The organism is Acinetobacter sp. AND/436, from assembly GCF_049546925.1.
Lineage (GTDB): Bacteria > Pseudomonadota > Gammaproteobacteria > Pseudomonadales > Moraxellaceae > Acinetobacter > Acinetobacter indicus.
The window spans coordinates 17,499-42,521 of sequence record NZ_JBMXBO010000010.1; the positions used below are offsets into that span (position 1 = coordinate 17,499).

Sequence of the window (25,023 nt, forward strand, 5' to 3'; positions counted from 1 at the left end):
TGATTGGTGGGCGGGCAAATCCATACTATTCTTGCCCGGCACCGGTCTTTTTTGGCTGTCTGCTTAATTGTATTTTTAACTCGATGACCTTTTCAGTTTAATCAAAATTTAACCAGCCCGGGATTTATAAGGGAAATGGCCTTATTTCTGTGCTTAATAAATCGGCATATATCCTGTAGCATCTCTCAGCAAGTTTTACATTTCCAATCAAAATCATCTGCTCAGCTTTGCCATAAAGTTCAGGCAGATCAGACAGAATCTGCTATAGTAGCCCGATATTGTGGACCTTCTTTTTGCTCATTGTCACCCTTTCTCTCCCATGCCGGGTTGTATTACAGTTAGCATAAGAATCACACCCATATTTTGTTATATTTTTTAGCAGGTTACAGTGAAAATAGTTATTCTTAACAAGCCTTATGATGTGCTGTCGCAGTTTCGTCCCGATGAAAAGCACCCAACCATGGCCGACTTCATTGACGATCCGGATTTGCGGATTGCCGGTCGTCTGGACATGGATTCAGAAGGTTTAATGTTCCTGACCGATCATGGCGGTTTAAACCAGTTTATTACCAACCCGGCCAATAAAAAGTTTAAAACCTATCTGGTCCAGGTCGATGGTGACATTACCGAAGAAGCGCTAGAACAGCTGCGTAAAGGTGTAGAACTGAATGATGGCATGACCTTGCCGGCCAAAGCGATTAAAGTGGCTGAACCGGAGTGGTTATGGGAACGTCATCCGCCGGTACGTTACCGCGCTTCGGTGCCGACCTCCTGGGCTGAAATTTCAATTTGTGAAGGCCGTAACCGTCAGGTGCGCCGCATGACCGCTGCGGTCGGCTTCCCAACTTTGCGTTTAATTCGCACCAAAATCGGTTCGATTGATCTGGTTCAGCTGGGCCTGCAACCGGGTGAAACCCGTGAAATTGAACCACTGCTCTATAGCGACTTTAAAGATGTACCAGCCGAACAGCCGTATCGCTCACGTTCTTATGTGAAGAAACCGGGCGGCACTGGTGGCAAACCGATGCAGAAAAAAGTCAACAAAGATGGTACCGCCAAGAAAAAATCCGGCACACCACGCATCTGGCAAATGGAAGAAGGTGAAAAGCCACGTCGCAAGACCAATGGCACCACCCGTCCCAACACCAAATCACGTGGTCGTCGTGCCCGTTAATGGGGCTGGCATCTGTATAGCTAAAAAAGCTGTTGCAAAGATGCGTTGAATAGACGATGAAAATAAGGCTCCAACGGGGCCTTATTTTTTTGCTTGTATTTTCAGCATCACAATGCTATTTATGATTCACATAATTTTAAATTTAAAATAAAACGTATCTTAAAAAAGGAGTCTGCTATGGATCAGCAAGTTAATCCCATGTTTCATCAGGACCGATTAATGCAGCATCTGGGCGCCCATTTGGTGTCGTTTGGTGAACACAGCGCACAGATTGTGGCGGAGTTTCGCGGTACTTCCCGCCTGATCATCAAATAAGGTGTGATTACGATAGGGTTTATGACGATAGATCTGCATAAAAAAACCGATGCCTGAGCATCGGTTTTTTATAGTATAGATTTCAGACTGTGATTTTACACTTTTAACCAGCGATCCAGTTTGGCCTGATCTTCAACTTTTAATTCAACTTCAGTCAGTTCAGAACCTGCTGCATTCACTTCAAACTGCATCAGTTCATCACGGCGGAAAGCATGTACTGTAAAGCTGCCGCTCTGTTTGGCATACTGTTCGATCAGTTTGCTGCTGGCTTTGAGGCCATCAATGGCAATGATTACATCATGCGCCGACAGACCGGCTTGCGCTGCCTGACCATCACGGCGTGCGGCCTGTACCAGTACGCCTTCCGGTTTATCGGCCAGTTTTAGCCCCAATGGCAAACGCTTGTCATTTTTTAAGCTGTAGCTCAGACCAAATTCCGGGAACAGCTGATCCAGCGGTAATTCTTCGGTGGTGTTAATCAGATGGTTAATCTGCTCAGCCCAGCTATCACCGGTTAATTCCTGACACAATTCATAAATCGTGCGCTCATGCACCTGAATCCCCTGCTGCGCATTGTCATACAGCTTGCGCATTAAGGCATCTAGACTAGAGCCACGCAGACGTAAACCAAGATCTAGACACAAGGCCACCAGACAGCCCTTGTTGTAATAGCTGGTACCGGCATGGTTTGAGTTTTCATCCTGGCGGTAGAATTTGACCCAGGCATCAAAACTCGATTCAGCCACGGTTTGGATTGCCCGACCCGGATTTTGCAAATAACGGTCAATCTGCGCTTTTAATAAAGCAATATAAGATTCCTGATTGACCACACCGCTGCGTAATAAAATCAGGTCATCATAATACGAGGTGAAACCTTCAAAAATCCACAACAAGGAAGTGTAACCTTCCCGGTTCAGATCATAATTGACAAAGCTGTCCGGACGGATAAATTTCACCAGCCAGGAGTGGAAATATTCGTGGCTGCACAGCCCCAGAAAACGCTGATATTCTTTTGAGGGTTCTTCCGGCTCATTGGCTTTTGGCAAATCATCGCGCGGGGTAATCAGGCTGGTGCTGTTTGGATGCTCCAGACCGCCGTAGCTGTTCCCGGTCGCCATGGTCATAAAGGTATAATCCTGAAACGGTGCAGAACCGAACATGGCAATTTCAGTGGCGCAGATTTTTTCCAGGTCCTGCTGCATTCTCGCAGCATTCATGGCATGTTTGCCCGACACCACAAATTCATGTGGAATGCCTGCTGCATCAAAACTAAAACGGGTCTGCTCGGCCAGCTCAAACGGCGCATCAATCAGTTCGGCATAGTTTTTGGCTTTTAAGGTATAACGCCCCTTCACCAGACTTTTGGCTGCCAGTCCGGTCGCCAGCTGGAAATGTTTCAGCTCATTAGGCAGAAACACTTCGACTTCAATCGCTTTATCTTCCTGACCTTCCAGTCCTAAACAGGCACAGGCCGGATTGACATATAACCGGGTCTGATCAACATAGGCACCACGCACCGACAGGTCGTAGGCATAAACATCATATTCCACCGTAATCAGTTCATGATCGGTATTAAACAAACGCCATTTGTTCTTTTCAAATTTCTGGATTTTTAAAATACGCCCGGCTTCATCATAGGCCTTGACCGCTTCAATATGTTTGGAGAATTCACGAATCAGATAGCTGCCCGGAATCCAGGTTGGTAAAGCTAGAACCTGTGTCGGATTGGCCAGAAAGCGCAAAGTGACATGAATAAGATGCTGACGATAATCGTCAAATTCGATTTGATAATGCAACATAATGGGCGATATAAAAGATCAAAGAGATAACTTATCAATTAGCTTAACATTTTTTTGTCATGCAATGCGCAGTCGTCTTCATTGTCGAAAATTATCGCTAGTCAGGCGGCAAAAAAAAGCATAGCATGCCTAAAATTTTTATGTTTATGACCAACGGACTGGTTAAAAAAGGAATCCCCTTGAAACGTGTCATCTACCTGATTGCGCTGCTGTGCTGGCTATGCAGCTCGCTTGCGCATGCCACCTTATTATCTTTTAATCCTGAAACGGTTGAAGCAGAAGCCTGGACCGTGCTTGATCCACAATCGGGTCAGGTCATTGCAGAACACAATAGCCAGATTCAGCGCGCCCCGGCCTCGCTGACCAAGATGATGGTGGCCTATATTGTGCTCAAGGACATTCAGGCCGGCAAGCTGAACGTGGCAGATGTGCTGACCGCAACGTCGGTGGTGAAACAGGTGATGTGGGATGAATCCCAGATGTACCTGAAAGAAGGTGAGCAGATTTCTGTTGATCAGCTGCTAGCTGGTTTAATTGTGATGTCTGCCAATGATGCCGCCCTAACTCTGGCCGAACGGATTTCTGGCAGCGTACCGCAGTTCGTGGCACGTATGAATCAGGAAGCACAGGCCTTGGGAATGCAGCATACCCATTTCCAGAATCCGGCCGGGATTACCATGCCGGAACATTATTCTACCGCGGCCGATCTGGCCCGTCTGGCACAGGCGGTCGTCAATGACACTCCGGATTATCTCGCTTATTCCAAACAGACCAGTTTTACCTATAACCAGCGTTATCACCGTGCCACTAACATTCTGCTCAAACAGGACCCGACGGTGGATGGCTTGAAAACCGGTTATACCCGTGCCGCCGGTTATAACCTGGCGCTGACGGCCAACCGTCTCACCCAGAATTTTGATGATCCGAACCGGCGTTTAATTGTGGTGGTTTTGGGTGCCAAAAGTGCATTTAAACGCGCTGAAATTGCCCAGCAACTGATGAACATCAGTTATGCCTACACCCGCAACGAAGTGGCTTTAAAAAACAAGCAGCTGATTGCTGAGTTGCCAGTGGTAAAGTCGACCCTGAAAATGTTCAAGGTTGAAGTGCAGCAACCGAAAATTGTCACCACGTCTTTATATGGCGAAAACAGCGCGATTAATTTAAAACAGTTTGATGTGACCCAGCAGCGCCTGTTTGTTAACGATACCTTCGGTCAGACCCGACTGATTGAACCCTTAACCCAGACCGAAACCCATTTGAATGTCGAGCTGAAAGAAAAGTTACTGACGGCCCCGCTGGCACAGGTGATGCAGCTGGCCACTGTGCATGTTTATCAGAATAACCGCCTGATCAATACCATTCATCTGGAAGAAGAAGTACATATTGCCGAAGCCAGCCTGTTTGAAAAATTGCTGATCTGGCTAAAAAGCCTGTTTAGCTTTTCCTCCAAGGATGAAACCGCAGCCAAAACTTATCCGCTGGTTTAATCCTGTGAACAAGCACAGTGGAAATGCTACATGATGTAAGTTGTCGAACAATCTGAGCCATTTTCCTGACCGGGAGATGGCATAAATTGAGCCTGTTCTTGCATTAAAAATAACAATATAGGTTCATCATGTCAGCATTACATCGTATTGTGATTGTCGGTGGCGGCGCCGGCGGTCTGGAGCTTGCTACCCAACTCGGTCATCGTTTGGGTAAATCGGGCAAAGCGCAGATTATTCTGGTCGATCAGAAACTGACCCACATCTGGAAACCGCTGCTACATGAAATTGCAGCCGGCACACTCAATCCGCATCAGGAAGAAACCAACTATTTTGTCCATGCTGCCCAGCATCATTATCAGTTTATATTAGGCACCCTGGTTGGCATTGACCGGACCCAGAAAAAGATTCAGTTGCAGGCACCGCAATTTTCCAAAAAAGAACAGCCACCGAAGCAGATCGACGTGGATTATGACACACTGGTGCTGGCGCTGGGTTCCACTTCCAATGACTTTCATACCGAAGGGGTGAAACAGCATTGTCATTTTCTGGACAGCCTGCCTCAGGCCACGGTGTTTCATCAGGACTTGCTACACCTGTATTTAGAAGCCCAAAATCAACCGCAAAGCCGTGCCCTGAATATTGCCATTATTGGTGCGGGGGCCACCGGTGTTGAACTGGCAGCAGAGCTGTATCAGGCCAAACAGACTTTTGCTCAATATGGTTTAAACCGGATTGATCCGCAACTGGTTCGCATTACGCTCATTGAAGCCGCCGACCGGATTTTGCCAGCGCTGTCACAGCAAATTTCCCGGCATACCCAAGTCCAGCTGGAGCGCTTTGGCATTGAAGTGCTGACCCAGCATCGGGTGGCCAAAGTCGATGAAGAACAGGTTTATTTTGCTGCAGGCAATCCACTGGAAGCAGAAATTAAAGTCTGGGCTGCCGGAATTCAGGCCCCGGAAATTTTTAAACAGTGGGAAGATTTTGAAAAAGATCATCTGAACCGTTTAAAAGTCTATGCCACCTTACAGACTTATACCGACCCCAACATTTTTGCCTTTGGCGATTGTGCCCATTGTCAACCCAAAGCCGATGAACCGGTGCTGGGTCCGCGTGCGCAGGTGGCCAGTCAGCAGGCCAGCTTTCTGGTTCGTGCCCTGAGCCAGCGCGTGAATGGGAAACCACTGCCGATGTTTAAGTTTTCCGACAAAGGCTCGCTGATTTCTTTAAGCCAGCATACGGCCGTGGGTGAATTACTTGGTCGGGTCAATGTACAGGGTATGGTCGCCAAATCGATGTATGTGTCTTTATACCGGCTACATCAGGCCACCATTCATGGCTATACCCATGCCGGGGTGCTGACCGCCAAAGACATGCTCGGCAGAAAAATTGGCCCTAAAATAAAATTGCATTGAAATTTTATCGACTGCCCCAATATCTGGGAAAATGTCATAAAAAAGCCAAATGTGAGTTTTTTGAGTAAAAGTATTCAACAAATTTGCCTTTTCACTTTATGATGTACCCTTAGAAAACTAAATGGATCTATAACATGACTGCTATTGCAAATGACCTCGTGGTTTCTTTCCACTACACATTGACTAACGCAGAGGGTGAAACTCTCGACCAATCTCAAGGTGAACCACTTGCCTATTTGCATGGTGCGGGTAACATCATCCCTGGTCTTGAAAAAGCCCTAGAAGGTAAAACTGTGGGTGAAAAATTCACTGTAAACGTACCTGCTGCTGAAGGTTATGGCGAATACAACCCTGACCTGGTTCAAGAAGTTCCAGCGCAAATGTTCCAAGGCGTAGACAGCATTCAGCCTGGCATGCAGTTCCAAGCACAAACTGATGATGGCGTACAGATCGTAACGGTTAAAGCAGTTGAAGGCGAAAACGTAATCGTTGATGCAAACTTCCCGCTTGCTGGTCAAGACCTGACTTTTGAAGTTGAAATCGTAGAAATCCGTGAAGCGACTCAAGAAGAGTTAGACCACGGTCACGTACACGGTGTTGGCGGTCATCACCACTAATCTTGTGACAAGATGGAAAAGGCAAAGTCTGACTTTGCCTTTTTTTATGCCTGAATTTTAGTGGGTGAATAAACCATCACGATGCTGATTCGCCCGCTGCAGACAAGGCTTGGGCCAGATTGTGTTTGGCCTGTGCTTCATAATGCTGCTGGAAATACCGGGTCTGATATAGCGGTTGCATCTGATAAAACTGCATCAATACCGCACGGCGCTTGTGCTGATAAAGATTCTGCTCGACCCAGGCATATTCCTGATGAATCTGTTGCTGATATTCAGCAAAACGTGCTGGCGGCGCAGCCAGAATCGCCAGATCAATATCCAGCAAGGCATTTAAGTCAGGCTCATCACTGGGCTGATGCTGCCGGGTCGCGAGAATCCAGCGGCTCACGGTTTCCAGTTGTGCTGCTGTTAAAAAATCTGCGCATAACTGCTGGCACAGCACTACACTTTGCGCTTCATTGTCCTGCTCTTTAGGGTCATAAACGGCATCATGAAACCAGAGCCCCAGCTCGACCAGCGATAGCTGCTGTAATTGCGCCCGAATCTGGTCGAAATGCTGCAGACATTCCAGAATATGCTGCACGCCATGATAGTGCCGCTGTGGCTCACTATAGGCCGCCAGCAGCCGCGCATACAGCTGCTGCGTCTGGCAGCGATTCAGCGAAAACTGCTGAGCGCAGCGTTGCCAATACAACTGAAAATCAGCAAGTTCTGATTGCATGGCACGCACTCCCCTGTTTATGCGGCTTGCTCATCTCGCTTAAACACCAGCTCACCTTTTAGGGAGCTGTCAGCATCGAAATAATAGCCATCGCTATTAAAGCCTTTTAAATCTTCAGCACGTTCAATTTTATTTTCGATGATATAGCGCGCCATCAGGCCACGGGCTTTTTTGGCATAGAAGCTGATGACTTTATATTTGCCATTTTTCTGGTCTAAAAATACCGGCTTGATGATTTCTGCCTGAATCTTACTTTCTTTCACCGATTTATAATATTCATCCGAAGCGATATTCACCAGCAATTCAGACTTGGCCGCAGCCAGATCTTCATTGATCAGATCAGTAATGATGGTGCCCCAGAATTCATACAAATTGCTGCCACGCGGATTTTTCAGCTTGGTGCCCATTTCCAGACGATACGGCATCATTAAATCCAGCGGGCGCAATAAGCCATACAGGCCTGACAACATACGCAAATGCTGCTGTGCGTAATCAATGTCCTGATCCTTCAGGCTATAGGCATCCAGACCGGTATAGACATCACCTTTAAAGGCAAACAGCGCCTGACGCGCATTGGAAAAATCAAAATCGGCCTGCCAGTCGCGGAAGCGTTCTACGTTTAAATTGGCGATTTTTTCGCTCACACTCATTAAATTGGCGATTTCTGAAGCAGATAGCGTACGACTAACGTCGATAAGTTCTTGTGAATGCGCTAATAGTCTTGGTAAGGTGTGGCTGTCGGTGGGTAATGCAGATTCATAATCTAAAGTCTTAGCAGGAGAAATTAAGGCGAGCATACACATCCTGATCAAAAAGTGGTTAAAAAATAATTAATCAAACTATAACAGTCAGCTTATTTTAATGCCAATCTGTGTTTTTCCTAAACATAATCGGTAAAATAATCGATTCTCCTGCCATTATTCGATTATCTTATGTCCGAGCAAATTTTCATTCCAGGTCCTGTGGGTCGAATTGAAGTTTTCGTAGATTATCCACAGGGTGAAGTGAAAGGATTCGCGGTTGTCAGCCACCCCCATCCATTGCAAGGCGGCACCCCGCAACACAAAGTTCCTGCATTATTAGCACAAATGTACCTAGAGCGCGGCTGCGTGGTATATCGCCCAAGCTTCCGCGGTTCAGGCCAGAGTGAAGGTGTGCATGATGAAGGCTTTGGCGAAACGGACGATATTCTAGAAGTCATCAAATATGCGCGCAGCCAGCACATTGGCCTGCCGTTCTATGCCGGCGGTTTCAGCTTTGGTGCGCATGTGATGGCAAAGAGTTATGCAGCGCTACCGGTTGAATTACAGCCGAAACAGACTATTTTATGTGGCCTCCCAACTGCGACAGTAGCTGGTGTACGTCACTATGTAACCCCTGAAATTAAAGGTGACATCCTGTTTATTCATGGCGAAGCCGATGATGTGACCCTGCTCTCGGACATGATTACTTGGGCCAAACCACAGCGTCATCTGGTTACCATTTTACCGGGCGCCAACCATTTCTTTACCGGCTATTTAAAACAGCTGCGGATTGCAATTACCCGCTTCCTGGCCTTAGGCTAAAAACAAAAAACCCATCTGCTGATGGGTTTTTTTATGGGGGGGGGAGATCAGTGACGGTACTGTTAATTTTAAAATGGATACAGACGAAATAGCTTCGCGATTTCCTTCTGGAATTGTTTTAATTTTTCCATTCAAAGGCCGTAAAGTTTTCATCCTGTTTTAAGGTCTGCTCGACCGCCTGGGCCAGCTGATTTAACAAGCTTTGCGATTCAATCCGGTCAAACCAGTCCTGCTCTTCTTCCGGATAAGACAGGATTTCACACACCAGTCGTCCTTCGGCATCGCGGCTTTCACAGCTCACGCTTAAGGGCAAAGGATGATCTTCCACACTAACCGCAATTTGTGCGCCACTTTGTGGCAAGGTTTCAAAGCCGTGCTGGTTTAACTGTCGGGCCAGCAAATCTGCCACATAGTCCTGGGCAATCTTACAGTCCTGTAATTCGGCCTTGTTATCACATTGTGCGGTAAACTGGAGTGTTTTCATAAACGACCCTACTGCTGTTCTTGTTGTATATTTAGCATAAGCAATATAAAACAAACAGCCAAGCAAAAGCTTGGCTGTTTTGGGTTATTTTTCTCTTTATTCGGTCACTTCAATCTGCAGGCCGGCCTGAGCGGTCAATTGGGTAAAGGTCGGGAAGCTGGTCGCGACCGTTTCTGTACCCACAATTTTAATTACTTCCGAGTTACGTAAACCGGCAATCGAGAAGCTCATGGCAATACGGTGGTCATGATGTGACTCAATTTCACCGCCGGTGAACACAGGCGACCAGTCACCTGCTTTGCCCTTGCCTTCAATGATGATGCCATCTTCAGTTGGGGTACAATCGATACCCATGGTTTTCAAGCCATCTGCCATCACCTGAATCCGGTCAGATTCTTTGACGCGAAGCTCGGCCGCACCAGTCAGTACAGTTTGGCCTTCCGCACAGGCTGCTGCAATAAACAGCGCCGGGAATTCATCAATCGCCAGTGGCACTTGATCTTCCGGAATATGAATACCTTTTAAGGTACGGCTGCCCTGAATACGAATGTCGGCAATCGGTTCACCACCGGCAATACGCTCGTTGGATACAGTAATATCTGCACCCATTTGTTTGAGGATTTCAATCACGCCAGTACGGGTCGGGTTAATGCCCACAGCTTCTAAAGTGACATCGGCATTTTCAGTAATGGCCGCGCCCACCATAAAGAACGCTGCAGATGAAATATCTGAAGGCACCTGAATATTGGTTCCCACCAGTTTACCGCCGCCTTGCAGGGAAATACGGTTACCTTCGGTTTTCACTTCATAACCAAAAGCACGCAGCATACGCTCGGTATGGTCGCGGGTTGGTTCCGGTTCAGTTACTGCAGTTTCACCTTCGGCCCACAAACCGGCCAGTAAAATTCCTGATTTCACCTGTGCCGAGGCCATTGGTAAATCGTACTGAATGCCTTTTAACTGCTGGCTGCCCGTAATTGACACCGGTGGCGTACCACGCTCACCTGTAGTCTGGATTTGCGCCCCCATTTCACGTAATGGCTTGGCAATACGCTCCATTGGACGCTTGGACAAGGATGCATCACCAGTCATCACCGAATCAAAGGCCTGCGCCGATAACATGCCTGACAGCAAACGCATGGAGGTGCCAGAGTTCCCCATATACAGCGCGCCGGCTGGAGCTTTGAGGCCCTGCATCCCCACACCGTGAATGGTCACTTCACCATTTTTCGGGCCTTCAATGCTGACACCCATATCGCGAAAAGCCTGTAAAGTCGCCAGCGCATCTTCACCTTCCAAAAAGCCGGTGACATGGGTGGTGCCTTCTGCAATTGCACCAAACATGATTGAACGATGTGACACAGATTTATCACCTGGCACAGTAAATTTACCCTGGAAATTTTTAGAGCCCGGTAAAATCGTAAATTGTTGTGTCACTTTATTGTTCTCCATCAACGGTTTTTTGGCCAGCATATGATTAAAATGCTGACGCGCTGCTTGAGCATGTCCCAGCAGGCCCATTAAAGCCTGCGAGTTTTCCTGTTCGATCAGCTGGCGCAAGATTGCCAGCTGTTGTTCAAAGCCATCGACTGCATTCAAAATTGCCTTTTTATTGGCAAAGAAGATGTCGTGCCACATTTGTGGATCACTGGCTGCAATTCGCGAGAAATCACGAAAGCCGCCTGCAGCATAGCGAAAAATATCTAAATTGTCTTCCCTGTTGGCCAGTTGCTCCACCAGGTTAAATGCCATTAAATGCGGAAGATGACTGGTATGTGCCAGCACTTCATCGTGCTTGTCCACATCCATACAGATCACTTCCGCTTTGGCTGCTTCCCACAGTTGAATCAGTTTATTGACCGCCCAATCCGCACTGGTCGGTAATGGAGTCAAAATCACTTTATGATTGGCGAATAAATCGACCTTACCGGCATGGACCCCGGTATGCTCGGCTCCAGCAATCGGATGCCCCGGCACAAAACCGGCAGGCAGTTGTTCACCAAAAACCGCTTTGGCTGCATCGACCACATTGCCTTTGGTGCTGCCGACATCGGTCAGGATTGCATCAGGTTTTAAATACGGTTTAATCTGCTGCAATACATATTCGGTGGCACGTACCGGCAAGGCCAGCACCACCAGATCAGCATCTTTCACCGCTTCGACCGGATCGCTATAACCGGCAGCAATTAAACCTAGGGCTTTGGCATCTTGCAGCGTTTTTTGCGAACGGGTCGATGCCACTACCTCATGAGCCAGCTGTTCAGCCTGAATCACACGCGCCAGACTTGAGCCAATCAGCCCAAGTCCAATAAAAGCGACTTTTTCAAACAGGGGTTGCGTCATGGCTTATGCCTTTGCGTCCAGACCTAACACCTTCGCCAGTGCAGTCAGGAATTTGGCATTTTCTGCTTCTGTTCCAATCGATACACGAAGATGGTTTGGAATACCAACCGGACGTACAATCACACCTTCTTTAAGCAAGGCATTAAAGGTTTGTGCCGGATCAGCCTGTACATCAACCAGAATAAAGTTGGCACGTGAAGGTACATAATTCAGGCCCAGTGCTTTAAAGCCTGCTTCCAGCTGCGCCATACCAGCCTTGTTCACTTCACGTGATTTTTCGATAAAGGCTTCATCTTTCAGCGCTGCCACGGCTGCCACCATGGCTAAATGGTTCACGTTAAATGGCTGACGGATACGGTTTAAATAGTCAGTCACCTGTACAGAAGCCAAGGCAAAACCAACACGCAGCGCTGCCAGACCATAGCACTTCGATAAAGTACGGCTAACAATCAGGTTTGGATACTGATCCAGATATTTCAGGCTGTTGAAGTTTTCCGGGAAGTATTCCACATAGGCTTCATCCAGTACCACAATTACATTGGCCGGTACTTTTTGCATGAAGGCTTCAAATTCAGCTTCTTCAAACCAGGTGCCAGTCGGGTTATTCGGATTGGCAATGAACACCAGCTTGGTGTTGGCTTGAATGGCTGCAGCCATCGCCTCTAAATCGTGCGAGAAACCTTTGGCTGGTACTTCAATGGCCTGTGCATTAATGGCCTGAGTCACCAGCGCATAAACCGCAAAGGCGTGCTGGCTATATACGATTGAGTCCTGCTCGGACACAAAAGCGCGGGCAAACATTTCCAGCAGGTCATTTGAACCATTACCCAAAGTAATCCGTTCATGACCAAAACCAAACTGCGCTTCAATCTGGTCTTTTAAAATAAAACCACCGCCATCTGGATAACGACCAATTTCTGCCAGCTCGGCAGCCACGGCCTCTTTGACTTTGTCTGAACAGCCCAACGGGTTTTCATTGGATGCCAATTTCACAATATCGGTAATACCCAATTCGCGCTCAAGTTCACTGATCGGCTTACCTGGTTGATATGGCTTTAACTTAGAGATGCCTTCATTGGCTGGGACAAACGACATTTTTTACTTCCAGATTTACAGGTGAAAAGCAGCCGCATGCAGCGCACACGGCCACCAGAGAATTTTATAAAACTGCCGCCGGATAAGAGCCGAGTACACGGACTTCTTTCACCAATGGACGGATTTCTTCAATCGCAGCTTTAACATTGTCTTGCTCAATATGACCTTCCAGATCAATAAAGAACACATAGGCCCATTTTTCAGGTAAAGCCGGACGGGTTTCAATACTGGTTAGACTAATGTTGTGTTTGGCAAATGGCGCCAGAATTTCCAGCAAGGCACCGGCACGGTCATGTGCAGACACCAGCAATGAAGTTTTGTCATTGCCGCTTTGTGGCACTTTCTCACGGCCAATCACCAAGAAGCGCGTGGTGTTTTCCGGGTTGTCTTCGATATTGCTGTGCATGATTTCAAGATCATAAATGGTTGCCGCAATTTCAGAAGCAATGGCCGCAGAATGCCATTCATTACGAATACGGCGCGCCGCTTCACCATTGGAACTTAAAGCCACACGCTCCACCCCAGGATAATGCGCATCTAGCCATTTACGGCACTGTGCCAGCGTTTGCTGGTGAGCATAAATCTGTTTAATGCTGTCTTTACGGGTATTTGCAGAAATCAGGAACTGATGATGAATCGGCAATTCAACTTCGCCAATCACATTCAGATTTGAAGTTTTAAAGCAGTCTAAGGTATGGTTCACCACCCCTTCAGAGGAGTTTTCTACCGGCACCAGACCATAATGCGCACTGCCCGCTTCCACTTCACGGAAGACTTCATCAATGGTTTGTAAAGGGCGCACCAGGGCATCATGACCGAAATGCTTGAGTACCGCAGAATGGGTATAAGTCCCAACAGGCCCCAGGAAGGCAATACTTTGCGGTGCTTCCAGTGCCAGACAGGCCGACATGATTTCACGGAATAAACGCGCCATGGTCTGATCCGACAATGGGCCTTCATTGCGATCCATAACATTACGTAAAACTTGTGCTTCACGTTCCGGACGGTAAAACAGCGGATTCTCTTCAGCGGCAAATTTGGCTTTGGCCACCGCTTCTGCCAATCGTGCGCGACGGTTAATCAGTTGTTGAATCTGCATGTCTACAGAGTCAATTTCCTCACGAATATTGTTCAGGTCAAGAGAAGTCGTTGTGTTTTGATCGTCGTTGATCATTGTTATGTCGCCCTTCATAAACGGTATGCAAACAGTATAACAATAGTTAGCTTTCAAATGTTGCGCAATACAACTTTGATTGATTCAGTCTTAAAAACAAACAGTTGGTTAAACTCTCTGCAACTTATGAGATTGTTTATCAATTGAGCAGCTATGGCTCATGAATAATTCTGAACAAGTCACGACGCTTTGCCTGTTTTTCCATCCAGAGTGTAGCGAATTTAAGCAGATGAAACAGGGCCTTTTTCCAATCAGCCGATAGCTTTTGCATCTGAATTCGATGAATAGTGATAGGATTTTGCAAGTTTATTGCGTAAACTGAACAGGCGTCATAATTACTTACATAGAAAATAACGCCCATAAATATTGAATAAAATTCCAGAAATTTTAACTTGAAAAAGAAATAAGAAAACTGGTTACAAAGCAGCAATGAAATTTTGCTTTTTCCCCTTTACTCTTTTATTTAAAGCAATTCGGAGAATAATAATGTCAAAAAGAATCGCGGTGCTGATTACCCATGATTATGAAGATGCAGACTATCCAGAATTGATCCACGCCTTCCGTGCAGCGCGGCATAGCGTGGTAAATGTTGAAAACAAGGCCGGCAATATTGTCTATGGTTATCAACGGCGCAGCTCGGTGACCATCGACCAAAGTATAGATGATGTGACCATTCATGATTTTGATGCGCTGCTGATTCCCGGCGGCCAATCTCCGGCACAACTGCGTGATGATCTGCGTTTTGTCGATTTTGTCCGAAATTTTGCCAATGCCCAGAAACCGATTATGAGCACCTGTCATGGTCCGCAACTGCTGATCCATGCCAGTGTGGTCAAAGGCCGGCGCATGACCAGCATTGCCCCGGTGATGCTGGAACTGATGGATGCCGGCGCCGTGTATTTTGATGAGGCGGTAGTGAATGACAATAACCTGTATATTTCCTCACGCTCACCAGCAGACTTGCCGATCTTTATTCGGGAAAGTCTGCATGTGCTCAGCCTGCATTAAAATCAGTCTCAGAAACACACCCACCAAAAAACACCCGCCCAGTCGATGCTGGGCGGGTGTTTTCATTTGGTCTGATGTACAGGACTTAACGGCCCAATAAACCGCGCGCCACAATCTCTTTCATAATTTCATTGGTGCCGCCATAAATCCGCTGGATACGGGCATCGACAAAGAAACGAGAAATTGGATATTCAGTCATATAACCATAACCACCAAACAGCTGCAGCAGCTGATCGGCCACTTTCATCTGCATATCGGTCGAGAAGCTTTTCAGTGCTGCTGCGGTTTCGACATCCAGTTTGCCCTGCATATACAGCTCGACATTCTGGTTATAAAACGCAGCCGTGGCCAGCTCATCAATTTTGGTCTGCGCCAAAACAAAACGGCTGTTCTGGAACTGGCCAATTTTCTGACCAAAGGCCTGACGTTCCTGGACGTATTGCGTGGTGATGTCAATCGAACCGCGGATAGCGCCCAAGGCGGTGGCGGCAATCGCAGTCCGTTCACGTGGCAATTCCTGCATTAAATAGGCAAAGCCCTGTCCCGGCTGGCCCAGTAACTGTTCTTTAGGTACCTTTACATTATCAAAGAACAATTCCGAGGTGTCCTGAGCGTGCAGGCCAATCTTGTCGAGGTTGGTGCCTTTCTTAAAACCATCCAGATGGGTATCGACTAATAATAAAGACACGCCTTTGGCGCGTGCCTGCGGATCGGTTTTTACCGCCAGCACCACCAGATCGGCATGTTGGCCATTAGAAATAAAGGTTTTAGAACCATTTAAAATATAATGATCATCCTGCAAAATGGCATGACTGCGCATGGCTTGCAAGTCAGAACCAGCACCCGGCTCGGTCATACCAATCGCACCGACCACTTCACCGCTAACCATTTTTGGCAGCCAGTACTGTTTCTGTTCTTCTGAACCAATATTTAAAATATACGGCGCAGCAATTTCTGAATGACAGGAAATACCGGTAGACAGTGCGCTATAACCAGCACGTGCCGATTCTTCCACCAGCATCAGCGAATAATGGGTCGGTACGCCATAGCCGCCATACTGTTCCGGTACATCTACACATAAAAAGCCGTTTTCACCCAGCTGGTTCCAGACCGAGCGCGGCATAATTCCTTCCCGTTCCCACTGTTCATAATGCGGGGCAATCTGTTCGCTCATAAAGCGGCGGAAGTTGTCACGGAATAATTCTAAATCTGCATCATAAGCCAGCATAGTCGATCCTTGTAGGGTACATTCTTGTTTTACATTCAGCCCCATGCTATGCATTTTTAAGCGTACTGTCATGGTCTCGCCCGGCTTTTTTATTGACTGCCAAGTAATAAAAAAAGGAAGCCGAAGCTTCCTTTAGTCACCGCCCTGCTGTTAAGCCGAAGCAGATTGCTGGCTTTGTTCTGCCATCTTGCGGTCAATTTCTTCCGGATTATTTAATGCATATTGCAGCTTTTCCTGATCTAACTGACCGACCCATTTCGCTACAACAATGGTCGCCAATGAATTACCCACCAGATTGGTCAAGGCACGCGCTTCAGACATAAAGCGGTCAATACCCAGAATTAGCGCCAGACCGGCCACCGGAATATGCCCCACAGCCGCCAGTGTTGCCGCCATCACAATAAAGCCTGAACCAGTCACCCCTGCTGCACCTTTAGAGGAAATCAACAGCACCAGCAATAAAGTAATCTGATGATGCAGTTCTAAAGGTGTATTGGTGGCCTGGGCAATAAAGATTGCGGCCATGGTTAAATAAATCGAGGTACCATCCAGGTTAAATGAATAACCCGTTGGAATGACCAGACCCACCACCGATTTTTCACAGCCGGCAATTTCCAGTTTCTTCAACATGCGCGGTAATACCGATTCTGAAGATGAGGTCCCCAATACAATCAGTAATTCTTCGCGAATCATGCGGATCATTTTTACGATACTGAAACCGGTCATGCGCGCAATACTGCCGAGTATGATAAAAATAAACAGCACACAGGTCAGGTAGAAGCAGATAATTAACTGCGCCAGTTGCGCCAGACTGCCAATCCCGTATTTACCAATAGTAAAGGCCATCGCACCGAAAGCACCAATTGGCGCAACTTTCATGATCATGTTCACAATATTAAAGAACACATGCGAAATCTGATCAATCAGTTTCAAGACCGGCTTACCTGCTGGCCCTAAACGGTGTAAGGCAAAACCAAACAGGATGGCAAACATCAGCACCTGCAGGATTTCACCCTGGGCAAAGGCACCGACCACGGTATTTGGAATGATATTTAACAGGAACTCGACTGTAGATTGCGCTTCACCAGTTTCTACATATTTGGAAATACCGGTGGTATCCAATGAAGCTGGATCAACGTTCATGCCAACGCCTGGTTTCCAGACGTTAATCACCACCAGACCAATAATCAGGGCGATGGTAGAGACAATTTCAAAATACAGTAATGCCACGCCACCGGTTTTACCCACCGATTTCATGCTTTCCATACCGGCAATACCACTCACCACGGTACAGAAAATCACCGGCGCAATAATCATTTTGATTAAACGGATGAAGCCATCACCTAAGGGTTTCAGCTGCTCACCCAGACCCGGAACATACTGTTCCACGCCATTAATAATTTGTGTGCCACTAGGAGAATAATGACCGACGAGAATACCTGCAATAATTGCAATAATCACCTGAAAATACAGGGATTTATAAATAGGTTGTTTGGCCATAACAGATCTACTTTTGTTCTTGTCCAGAGGACAAATACCCTTGATTTTTTACCCACGACCTGTTCTGCCTGTTTTTAAAACAACAGGCATACGCTGCCTTGAGCCATGGCTCAAAACATTCAACGCTTTATTTTCATCGGCAAAAGTCGGGCTTACTTTGAGCTGCCAGAATAAACAGGCTCAAACGCAAAAGCGGCTTTTTAGAACAGGAGATGAGTAAAAATAAAAAACAATATAAAACGCTGCGAATTTTACCTAAAATTCAAATATAGTGCTGCTAAAAACAGCGAGAACTGGCGAACTTTAAAACAGAAGCAGCCTAGACATTAGTCTAAATCCGAGCAAAGCATACGGTTTTTAAAAAGCCGCAAACATGTGTATATTGTGGGAAGCGACCGGCGCCATTTATTTGAGATTCAGGCAGTTACATGAGCACGAAAAGAAACATTTATAAAGACATTGAACATCCTTTTGCCCAGTACGTACGTATTGTGGGAAAAGGCAAAAATGGTGCACGCTCCCTCACCTATGAAGAAGCCTATCAGGCCTTTTCCATGATCCTGAAACAGGAAGTACTCGATGTTCAGCTCGGTGCTTTTTTGATGCTGCTGCGGGTCAAGGAAGAATCGGTCGATGAACTGGCCGGCTTTGTTCAGGCCACCCGTGACCAGTTGCAGTTTAAAGCTTTAGATGTAGATCTGGACTGGTCCTCCTATGCCGGGAAACGCAAACATTATCCGTGGTTTTTACTGGCCGCGCTGACTCTGGCCAAACAGGGTTTTAATATTGTCATGCACGGCGCTGCTGGGCATACCATTAACCGGGTCTATACCGAACAGGTGCTGGAATACTTAGGCTATCCAATCTGCCAGTCAGATACGGAAGTCGAACAGCAATTACAGCAGCGTCATTTTGCCTATCTGCCTTTAGACGTGATTTCTCCGGTGCTGGCCGATTTGATTGCACTACGGAATGTAATGGGCCTGCGTTCACCTATTCATACTCTTGCCCGGCTGATTAACCCCTTTAATGCCAAAGCCACGGTACAGGCCATTTTCCATCCGGCCTATCGCAGTTCCCATCAACAGTCGGCGTTTAAACTGGGCTATCTGAACAGTGCGGTGATTAAAGGTGAAGGCGGCGAGTTTGAACGGAATCCGGATGCCAAAACCTTAATTTGTGGCATTCGTAACGGCGAGCTGTATGAACATGAATTGCCAAAGCTGACCGACAACCGCAGCCCGATTGAAGAAGAACTGGACCTGGCGGTATTTAAAGCCGTCTGGGAAGGCCAGCAATCGCATGAATATGGTGAAGTGGCGGTGGTGGAAACCATGGGCATTGCGCTGTATACCATGGGCGTCTGTGACAGTTTTGCAGCAGCCATGGACAAAGCACAGCAGTTCTGGGCTGCGCGTTTAAATGCTTAAGCCACGAAAATAGCCAATAAAAAAGGTAAGCCGCGGCTTACCTTTTTTGTATGAATCTGCTCTTAAAGTTTAAATAAACTTGATCGGCTGGAAATCTTCATTTTTGTGATGATCATCATCACATTGTTCACCTTCTTCCTTGGTGCCGCGGTCAATATAACCACTGCGTTCGGTTTCCGGTAAATGCTGGATTTCCCAGGCATATACAGCCTGCATACAAATTTCGCGCTGCTCTTTGGTCAACGCCACGCCATTCGGCCATTTACCAATCTCTACCGCGGTTTTTAGTCGACCAACAATTTCAGGATTGAGTACGGCCAGCATCTGTTCAATATTCATCATAAATCCTGCTGTTGCAAAGAATCAAAATCTTGGTTCCAGCCGAGCTTGGTACGACATGCCATATAGAAATCATAACCCGGTGGATGAAGTAGGTTTAACTTATAGGGATGCTTGCGGATATGCAAACTGTCCCCGACACTGAGTGAAACACTGTGCTGACCATCGGCACTGACCATTGGCAAGACACGGTTTTCACGAATCTGGATTTTAATTTCGCTTTGTCCACCCACCACAATCGGGCGTGAAGACAAGGTATGCGGATGCATCGGCACCAGCACAATCGCATCCATACTCGGATGCACAATCGGGCCACCACCAGACAAGGCATAGGCAGTAGAACCAGTAGGCGTGGATACAATTAAACCGTCACTGTGCTGACGATAAACATACTGACCATCAATATTCAGGTCAAAATCAATCATGTGTACCGATTTACCGGAATGCAGCACCACATCATTTAAAGCCACCGCTTCATAAATGACTTCACCTTTGGAGCGCACTTCCATTTCCAGCAGGAAACGGCGGTCCAGCTGAAACTCGCCTTTTAACACCTGATCCAGCTTGAAGATGACTTCCGTGGGTTTAATATCGGTCAGGAAGCCTAAACGACCACGGTTTACCCCGATGACCGGCGTATTGTATTTGACCAGCGCGCGCGCTGCATGCAGCAACGAGCCATCACCGCCGACCACAATCACCAGATCAACCACTTCGCCCAGCAAGGCGCGGCTGACGGTTTGGGTGTTCGGATAAGGGACCAGTTCTGCTGTTTCTGCATCAAATACCGGATGCAGGCCTAAATTCAGCAGATGATCATGAATTAAACTGAGCGTTTCTACGACCGAAGTTTTGCCAGGACGTCCAATCAATCCGATATTACGAAAGTTCTTGTGTGAAATTTGCACCTACGACATCGCTCCGCTACGATCCGTTGACTATAATAGCACTAACCCGAATGTTTTAAAAAAACTTTAGAAATCTGAATCCAACCGTTTTTTCTCCTCGATTGGCCGCTTCATTCACAGATTAAATATTGCAAATTATGTAAAAGCTTCGCATGATTAGCCTAATTTCTTAGGGTTTTATTGCGATTTATGAAGTCTGAACGTGGCATAGGTATTATTGCACTTCTATTTTGTATACTGGTGATTGGGGCATTTCTGGCATTAAGTATCTACCTGATTCGATTAGATAATATTGTTAGAGATAAATTTGAAGGACAGCGCTGGGACATTCCAGCCAAGGTCTTTGCTCGTCCGCTGGAAATCTATACCAATGCACCGCTCAATAAAGCCGATTTCGTGCAGGAATTAAAACTTTTAGGCTATAAAAGCGCAGAAAGCTATAACAAAACCGGCAGCTATGTCGATGCGGGTGATACCTTGTTTGTACATACCCGTGGCTTCGATTTTGGTGAAAGCGTAGAACCAGAACAGGTGCTCAAAGTCAGCTTTGCCAATAACCAGATTGCTGAAGTCAGTGCGACCAAACCATCGACCACCGGTATTGCCCGTTTAGAGCCCATGCTGATTGGCGGGATTTATCCGCAGCACAATGAAGACCGGGTGCTGATTAAACTGAACCGGGTGCCAAAACCGTTAATTGAAGCCTTAATTGCCACCGAAGACCGTAATTTCTATCTGCATCATGGCGTGTCGATTCGCGGGACTGCGCGTGCCATTGTCAGCAATATTACCGGCGGGAAACGTCAGGGCGGTTCGACCCTGACCCAGCAACTGGTGAAAAACTTTTATCTGACCCCGGAACGTACATTAAAGCGTAAAGCCAATGAAGCACTGATGGCGATGCTGATTGAGCTGCATTATGACAAAGATGAAATTCTGGAAGCCTATTTAAATGAAGTGAACCTAGGTCAAAACGGCAACTATTCTATTAATGGTTATGGCCTGGCCTCACAGTTCTATTTTGGTCTGCCGCTACGCGAACTGAATATTTCCCAGCAGGCTTTCCTGGTTGGTCTGGTGCAGGGACCGTCTTTATATAATCCGTGGCGTAATCCGGAAGCGGCCGAAAAACGCCGCAATATTGTATTGAACAATATGCTGGTGATGGGTTATCTAACTCAGGAACAGTATGAAACCGAAACCGCGCGTCCGTTAAATGTGATTGCCAAACCGACCATGGGCCCTGCCCGCTTCCCAGATTTTCTGGACATTGTGCGCCGTCAGTTACGTGCTGAATATCAAGAAGGTGATCTGACCAATCAGGGACTACGGATTTTTACCACTTTAGACCCAATTGCACAGACCAAGGTACAAAGTGCATTTAAAGAATCAGTAAACCGTCTGGCCAATGCCAATCCGCGCCGTTTAAAAGATTTGCAAGGTGCGGTGCTGGTGTCCCATCCTGAAAATGGTGAACTGGTGGCTGCAGTCGGCTCTACCCAAGACTTTACCGGCTTTAACCGTGCGCTGGATGCCAAACGTCAGGTCGGCTCGCTATTGAAGCCAGTCATCTATTTAAGCGCGCTGGAATCGGGTCGCTATAACTGGGCCAGTCCGGTACAGGATACCGAAATCAGTATTCCATCTGCCGGCAAGTCATGGACACCGCGTAATTACAGCGGCAGCGAACATGGCGTAGTCCCGATGGCGCAAGCGCTGGCCAATTCCTATAACCTGTCGGCGGTACGTTTGGGTCAGGAATTTGGTCTATCGACCTTCCGTAACCATCTGATTAAATTTGGCGTCAGCAGCGAAAATATTCCACAGTATCCGTCCATTTATCTGGGTGCAGTCGATTTATCGCCTATGCAGGTGATGAATATTTATGGCAACTTTGCCACCGGTGGTTTCCAGTATCCAACCAAAGCCATTCGCGCGGTGGTCGATTCTAATGGTCGTCTGCTCGAACGTTATGGCCTGTCGGTACAGCAGACCATTGAACCGTCTGCGGCCTATATGCTGAATTATGGCCTGCAACAGGTAATGAGTGCAGGAACCGGACGTGCAGCCTATAACAGCCTGTCCAGCGATTTAAAACTGGCCGGTAAATCGGGCACCACCAACGATACCCGCGACTCCTGGTTTGCCGGTTATTCGGGCAACTATTTAAGTGTGGTCTGGTTAGGGCTGGATGATAACAAAGTCACCGGTTTGACAGGTTCATCGGGTGCCCTGCCGGTGTGGAGTAACGTGATGCGTCAACTGCGCCAGAAGCCGGTAAATCTGCGCCAGCCGGACAGCGTGCAGTGGCACTGGATTGACCGTGACTCTGGTCACTTGTCGGCTCAAGGCTGTGCCGGTGCGATGTATATTCCGATTTATCGTAATCATGTGCCGCGTCAGGCCACCGCCTGTGGTTTACCGCATTATCAGGTTGAGCCGGTTTACAATCCGGATACCGAATATTACCAAGCTGTACCTGAAAGCAGTGACAGTATCGAGAATTATATCCAGGAAAGTGAAGCCGAGATGGAAAGACAACTTTCCGAAAATGATGCACGCATCATTTCAAGCGGCAGTTATACGCAATAAGTGGACCCTTAAATGACCTTGAAATATCTGATCTTGGGGATGGGACTGGCTGGACTGGTGGGCTGTCAAAGCCTGCCGGAATCCAAGCCGGCACCGCAACCGGACCAAGAAAAAACGACTGAACGAAAAACCATTCGCACACCCACCGGCGTGGTGATTCATCCTTATGAACAGGAAGAAATTCAGCGCAAGAAATTACAGGTCGTGGTTCCTGAACAAAAAGTACAGCAGCGTTTTGAAGATGGCCGCTCTTTACCAGCGTTTAAGAAACTGATGCAGCAGACCCAGACGGCTTATCGTCAGGGACAATGGGCGCGTGCCGAAGCTGCCGCCTTACAGGCACAGCGTCTGGCACCGCAATCGGCTGAAACCTATATGTATTTAGGGCTGGTGGCGAACCAGAAAAAACAGCCGAAAAATGCAGAAGCCCTGGCCCGCCGTGGTCTGAGCTATGCACAAACACCGGCGATGAAACGCCAATTATGGCTGATTATTCAAAAAGCCGGCCAGCTACAAAACAATAGCCGTACCGTGCAACAGGCACAGCAAGCGCTGAAACAACTTTAGGCTGAAGCGCTATCCAACGCATCCATAAAGCGGATCCCGGCAATACCATAGGCATGGTGTTGCTGGGCCTGCGCCAAGTCCTGCCGATGCATCCCGCCTAAGGCAAACACCGGAATATCGACCTGTTTGGCCCAGTTCTGAAATTGTGCCCAGCCTAATGCCGGAGTATCCGGATGGCTGGCTGTTGGCAGCACCGGACTTAAAATTGCAGCATCACAGCCAATATTCTGCGCATGTTGTAATGATTCCAGATCATGACAGGCAGCAATATAACGCTGACCGGCCTGCAGGCTGCCCTTGTGCAATTGCAGACATTGTTGCTGCTTTAAATGGATGGCAGCGACCGAGACCTGCTGCACGCTATTCAGCTGCTTCCACAGTTCCAGATTAACAATTAATGATTTTAAACAGCCAATATTCTGCTCAGCCAGTTCAATACTGCGTTCCGGTGCCGGTGCGACACGCCAGTACAGCAGTTGCTGGGTATCCGGGGTATCCAGACAGTTTAAGTCTTCACTAATTTTGATACATTCAGGCCAGTAGAGGCGTTGCAGCATACGCTGGTTGGCTTGCGGGAAATTCAAACGAGCCAAATCCTGCCGTTTATACCAGGTCCACGGTTGCTGGATGTCTGAGAGCAACGCCGCCGGCACAAAGGCATGGAACACATGCAAATTGACAATCACATCTTCATATTCATGCCGGATAAAATCAAACTCATGCCACTGGATCAGGTCAATGCCTACTTCTTCGCACACTTCACGGCGACAGGCCTGCACTGGCGTTTCATGCTGCTCTACCTTGCCGCCGGGAAATTCGTGCTTATTGCCCTGATGCTGTTTGGCTTCGCGCCAGCCGACCAGGACCTGGGTCTGATGCAATAAAATCCCAATCGCGATATGTAGATGTGGCTTTGACATGAAACGTCCTGTTTTTGAAATATGAGCAAGTGTAAGCAAATTTATACTTTTTATAAATTCCCCAAATCAAGCGTTGACAGATATATTTGATAATGATTATCATTTATATCGTTCAACATACACCACGGAGTCGAAGGAATGAACGCACCATTTAGCCTGTTTAGCCGTAATGCAGATCAACAGCATGCCTTACCAATGTTACATTCTAATAACCTGTTTGCTCTCGGTCGTGAAATTCGCATCATGCATGCCGGAGAAGAATACCGCCTACGCCTTACCCGTAATAATCGCCTTATTCTCACCAAATAAGAACAACATCTGAATAATAATAATCGTGGG

Annotated in this window: 23 protein-coding genes; 11 read left to right on the forward strand and 12 right to left on the reverse strand. The window is 47.3% G+C overall.

From position 1 onward, the window contains the following. The first annotated feature begins 388 nt into the window (after positions 1 to 388). Positions 389 to 1,174, forward strand: a complete 786-nt coding sequence (locus ACPEPR_RS09190; protein WP_045794865.1) for an rRNA large subunit pseudouridine synthase E — start codon at positions 389 to 391, stop codon at positions 1,172 to 1,174. Positions 1,175 to 1,351: 177 nt separating this feature from the next. Further along, on the forward strand, positions 1,352 to 1,489 hold the full coding sequence (locus ACPEPR_RS09195) for a hypothetical protein (RefSeq protein ID WP_423562347.1): 138 nt from the start codon (positions 1,352 to 1,354) through the stop codon (positions 1,487 to 1,489). A gap of 95 nt (positions 1,490 to 1,584) precedes the next feature. Here ACPEPR_RS09195 and ACPEPR_RS09200 read toward each other — a convergent pair whose 3' ends face one another. Continuing rightward, positions 1,585 to 3,288 (reverse strand): M61 family metallopeptidase, encoded by a 1,704-nt coding sequence (locus ACPEPR_RS09200; RefSeq protein WP_075166933.1) that lies wholly within the window; start codon positions 3,286 to 3,288, stop codon positions 1,585 to 1,587. A gap of 179 nt (positions 3,289 to 3,467) precedes the next feature. On the opposite strand from ACPEPR_RS09200, the gene ACPEPR_RS09205 reads away from it, so the two are divergent. From ACPEPR_RS09205 to slyD, 3 genes are all read left to right on the forward strand, one after another. Further along, positions 3,468 to 4,778 (forward strand): D-alanyl-D-alanine carboxypeptidase family protein, encoded by a 1,311-nt coding sequence (locus ACPEPR_RS09205; RefSeq protein WP_168405734.1) that lies wholly within the window; start codon positions 3,468 to 3,470, stop codon positions 4,776 to 4,778. A 128-nt stretch (positions 4,779 to 4,906) separates the two neighbouring features. After that, on the forward strand, positions 4,907 to 6,193 hold the full coding sequence (locus tag ACPEPR_RS09210) for an NAD(P)/FAD-dependent oxidoreductase (protein WP_423562348.1): 1,287 nt from the start codon (positions 4,907 to 4,909) through the stop codon (positions 6,191 to 6,193). Positions 6,194 to 6,327: 134 nt separating this feature from the next. Beyond that, complete coding sequence (gene slyD / locus ACPEPR_RS09215) at positions 6,328 to 6,810, forward strand: peptidylprolyl isomerase (protein ID WP_005178991.1); 483 nt, start codon at positions 6,328 to 6,330, stop codon at positions 6,808 to 6,810. A 76-nt stretch (positions 6,811 to 6,886) separates the two neighbouring features. On the opposite strand, the gene ACPEPR_RS09220 is transcribed toward slyD, so the two are convergent. Together ACPEPR_RS09220 and yaaA are read right to left on the reverse strand one after the other, a co-directional pair. Then, positions 6,887 to 7,531, reverse strand: a complete 645-nt coding sequence (locus ACPEPR_RS09220) for a metal-dependent hydrolase (protein WP_423562349.1) — start codon at positions 7,529 to 7,531, stop codon at positions 6,887 to 6,889. Positions 7,532 to 7,548: 17 nt separating this feature from the next. Further along, entirely contained in the window at positions 7,549 to 8,328 is a 780-nt protein-coding gene (gene yaaA / locus ACPEPR_RS09225) for a peroxide stress protein YaaA (protein ID WP_005178997.1), read from the reverse strand. 135 nt (positions 8,329 to 8,463) lie between these two features. Between yaaA and ACPEPR_RS09230 the strand changes: the two genes are divergently transcribed. Further along, the gene (locus ACPEPR_RS09230; RefSeq protein ID WP_005178998.1) at positions 8,464 to 9,096 is read left to right on the forward strand and encodes an alpha/beta hydrolase; all 633 of its coding nucleotides are present in this window, start codon (positions 8,464 to 8,466) and stop codon (positions 9,094 to 9,096) included. A 118-nt stretch (positions 9,097 to 9,214) separates the two neighbouring features. Here ACPEPR_RS09230 and ACPEPR_RS09235 read toward each other — a convergent pair whose 3' ends face one another. The 4 genes from ACPEPR_RS09235 to pheA form a co-directional block, all read right to left on the reverse strand. Then, a complete protein-coding gene (locus ACPEPR_RS09235; protein WP_005179001.1) occupies positions 9,215 to 9,580 on the reverse strand; it encodes a hypothetical protein in 366 nt (121 codons plus the stop codon). Positions 9,581 to 9,676: 96 nt separating this feature from the next. Continuing rightward, positions 9,677 to 11,923 carry a bifunctional prephenate dehydrogenase/3-phosphoshikimate 1-carboxyvinyltransferase gene (locus ACPEPR_RS09240; RefSeq protein WP_168398762.1) on the reverse strand — a complete coding sequence of 749 codons (2,247 nt, stop codon included), beginning with the start codon at positions 11,921 to 11,923 and terminating at the stop codon, positions 9,677 to 9,679. Positions 11,924 to 11,926: 3 nt separating this feature from the next. Next, positions 11,927 to 13,018 (reverse strand): histidinol-phosphate transaminase, encoded by a 1,092-nt coding sequence (gene hisC / locus ACPEPR_RS09245; protein ID WP_005179004.1) that lies wholly within the window; start codon positions 13,016 to 13,018, stop codon positions 11,927 to 11,929. A gap of 64 nt (positions 13,019 to 13,082) precedes the next feature. Continuing rightward, entirely contained in the window at positions 13,083 to 14,192 is a 1,110-nt protein-coding gene (gene pheA, locus ACPEPR_RS09250) for a prephenate dehydratase (protein ID WP_005179005.1), read from the reverse strand. 486 nt (positions 14,193 to 14,678) lie between these two features. Here pheA and ACPEPR_RS09255 point away from each other — a divergent pair, with 486 nt between their 5' ends. After that, positions 14,679 to 15,200, forward strand: a complete 522-nt coding sequence (locus ACPEPR_RS09255; RefSeq protein ID WP_005179007.1) for a type 1 glutamine amidotransferase domain-containing protein — start codon at positions 14,679 to 14,681, stop codon at positions 15,198 to 15,200. 85 nt (positions 15,201 to 15,285) lie between these two features. Here the strand turns inward: ACPEPR_RS09255 and ACPEPR_RS09260 are convergent, their stop codons facing one another. Next, positions 15,286 to 16,428: an acyl-CoA dehydrogenase family protein gene (locus ACPEPR_RS09260; protein ID WP_005179008.1), complete on the reverse strand. Its 1,143-nt coding sequence runs from the start codon at positions 16,426 to 16,428 to the stop codon at positions 15,286 to 15,288. A gap of 150 nt (positions 16,429 to 16,578) precedes the next feature. After that, entirely contained in the window at positions 16,579 to 17,928 is a 1,350-nt protein-coding gene (locus ACPEPR_RS09265; RefSeq protein WP_045794853.1) for a dicarboxylate/amino acid:cation symporter, read from the reverse strand. Between the two features lie 428 nt (positions 17,929 to 18,356). Between ACPEPR_RS09265 and ACPEPR_RS09270 the strand changes: the two genes are divergently transcribed. Beyond that, positions 18,357 to 19,358, forward strand: coding sequence for a glycosyl transferase family protein (locus tag ACPEPR_RS09270; protein ID WP_168400315.1), 1,002 nt, complete (start codon positions 18,357 to 18,359; stop codon positions 19,356 to 19,358). Between the two features lie 69 nt (positions 19,359 to 19,427). Here the strand turns inward: ACPEPR_RS09270 and ACPEPR_RS09275 are convergent, their stop codons facing one another. Both ACPEPR_RS09275 and ACPEPR_RS09280 read right to left on the reverse strand, forming a co-directional pair. Further along, positions 19,428 to 19,697: a YeaC family protein gene (locus ACPEPR_RS09275; protein ID WP_005179016.1), complete on the reverse strand. Its 270-nt coding sequence runs from the start codon at positions 19,695 to 19,697 to the stop codon at positions 19,428 to 19,430. After that, positions 19,697 to 20,605 carry an NAD(+) kinase gene (locus ACPEPR_RS09280; RefSeq protein WP_005179018.1) on the reverse strand — a complete coding sequence of 303 codons (909 nt, stop codon included), beginning with the start codon at positions 20,603 to 20,605 and terminating at the stop codon, positions 19,697 to 19,699. The genes ACPEPR_RS09275 and ACPEPR_RS09280 overlap by 1 nt, the downstream gene beginning before the upstream one ends. Positions 20,606 to 20,794: 189 nt before the next feature. Here ACPEPR_RS09280 and mrcB point away from each other — a divergent pair, with 189 nt between their 5' ends. Continuing rightward, the gene (mrcB, locus tag ACPEPR_RS09285) at positions 20,795 to 23,197 is read left to right on the forward strand and encodes a penicillin-binding protein 1B (RefSeq protein WP_016659172.1); all 2,403 of its coding nucleotides are present in this window, start codon (positions 20,795 to 20,797) and stop codon (positions 23,195 to 23,197) included. 12 nt (positions 23,198 to 23,209) lie between these two features. Continuing rightward, entirely contained in the window at positions 23,210 to 23,764 is a 555-nt protein-coding gene (locus tag ACPEPR_RS09290) for a hypothetical protein (protein ID WP_104470304.1), read from the forward strand. Here the strand turns inward: ACPEPR_RS09290 and ACPEPR_RS09295 are convergent. After that, the gene (locus ACPEPR_RS09295) at positions 23,761 to 24,684 is read right to left on the reverse strand and encodes a thiamine phosphate synthase (RefSeq protein ID WP_423562350.1); all 924 of its coding nucleotides are present in this window, start codon (positions 24,682 to 24,684) and stop codon (positions 23,761 to 23,763) included. The two genes, ACPEPR_RS09290 and ACPEPR_RS09295, sit on opposite strands and share 4 nt — an antisense overlap. Before the next feature lie 138 nt (positions 24,685 to 24,822). Here ACPEPR_RS09295 and hemP point away from each other — a divergent pair, with 138 nt between their 5' ends. Beyond that, positions 24,823 to 24,993: a hemin uptake protein HemP gene (hemP, locus tag ACPEPR_RS09300; protein ID WP_016659175.1), complete on the forward strand. Its 171-nt coding sequence runs from the start codon at positions 24,823 to 24,825 to the stop codon at positions 24,991 to 24,993. Positions 24,994 to 25,023 lie beyond the last annotated feature (30 nt).

Excerpts from the sequence above, each read along its gene's own strand:
- ACPEPR_RS09195 (WP_423562347.1), top strand. The coding sequence starts at position 1,352 with ATGGATCAGCAAGTTAATCCCATGTTTCATCAGGACCGATTAATGCAG.
- ACPEPR_RS09200 (WP_075166933.1), bottom strand. The coding sequence starts at position 3,288 with ATGTTGCATTATCAAATCGAATTTGACGATTATCGTCAGCATCTTATT.
- ACPEPR_RS09210 (WP_423562348.1), top strand. The coding sequence starts at position 4,907 with ATGTCAGCATTACATCGTATTGTGATTGTCGGTGGCGGCGCCGGCGGT.
- slyD (WP_005178991.1), top strand. The coding sequence starts at position 6,328 with ATGACTGCTATTGCAAATGACCTCGTGGTTTCTTTCCACTACACATTG.
- ACPEPR_RS09220 (WP_423562349.1), bottom strand. The coding sequence starts at position 7,531 with ATGCAATCAGAACTTGCTGATTTTCAGTTGTATTGGCAACGCTGCGCT.
- yaaA (WP_005178997.1), bottom strand. The coding sequence starts at position 8,328 with ATGCTCGCCTTAATTTCTCCTGCTAAGACTTTAGATTATGAATCTGCA.
- ACPEPR_RS09230 (WP_005178998.1), top strand. The coding sequence starts at position 8,464 with ATGTCCGAGCAAATTTTCATTCCAGGTCCTGTGGGTCGAATTGAAGTT.
- ACPEPR_RS09235 (WP_005179001.1), bottom strand. The coding sequence starts at position 9,580 with ATGAAAACACTCCAGTTTACCGCACAATGTGATAACAAGGCCGAATTA.
- ACPEPR_RS09240 (WP_168398762.1), bottom strand. The coding sequence starts at position 11,923 with ATGACGCAACCCCTGTTTGAAAAAGTCGCTTTTATTGGACTTGGGCTG.
- hisC (WP_005179004.1), bottom strand. The coding sequence starts at position 13,018 with ATGTCGTTTGTCCCAGCCAATGAAGGCATCTCTAAGTTAAAGCCATAT.
- pheA (WP_005179005.1), bottom strand. The coding sequence starts at position 14,192 with ATGATCAACGACGATCAAAACACAACGACTTCTCTTGACCTGAACAAT.
- ACPEPR_RS09255 (WP_005179007.1), top strand. The coding sequence starts at position 14,679 with ATGTCAAAAAGAATCGCGGTGCTGATTACCCATGATTATGAAGATGCA.
- ACPEPR_RS09260 (WP_005179008.1), bottom strand. The coding sequence starts at position 16,428 with ATGCTGGCTTATGATGCAGATTTAGAATTATTCCGTGACAACTTCCGC.
- ACPEPR_RS09265 (WP_045794853.1), bottom strand. The coding sequence starts at position 17,928 with ATGGCCAAACAACCTATTTATAAATCCCTGTATTTTCAGGTGATTATT.
- ACPEPR_RS09270 (WP_168400315.1), top strand. The coding sequence starts at position 18,357 with ATGAGCACGAAAAGAAACATTTATAAAGACATTGAACATCCTTTTGCC.
- ACPEPR_RS09275 (WP_005179016.1), bottom strand. The coding sequence starts at position 19,697 with ATGAATATTGAACAGATGCTGGCCGTACTCAATCCTGAAATTGTTGGT.
- mrcB (WP_016659172.1), top strand. The coding sequence starts at position 20,795 with ATGAAGTCTGAACGTGGCATAGGTATTATTGCACTTCTATTTTGTATA.
- ACPEPR_RS09290 (WP_104470304.1), top strand. The coding sequence starts at position 23,210 with ATGACCTTGAAATATCTGATCTTGGGGATGGGACTGGCTGGACTGGTG.
- ACPEPR_RS09295 (WP_423562350.1), bottom strand. The coding sequence starts at position 24,684 with ATGTCAAAGCCACATCTACATATCGCGATTGGGATTTTATTGCATCAG.
- hemP (WP_016659175.1), top strand. The coding sequence starts at position 24,823 with ATGAACGCACCATTTAGCCTGTTTAGCCGTAATGCAGATCAACAGCAT.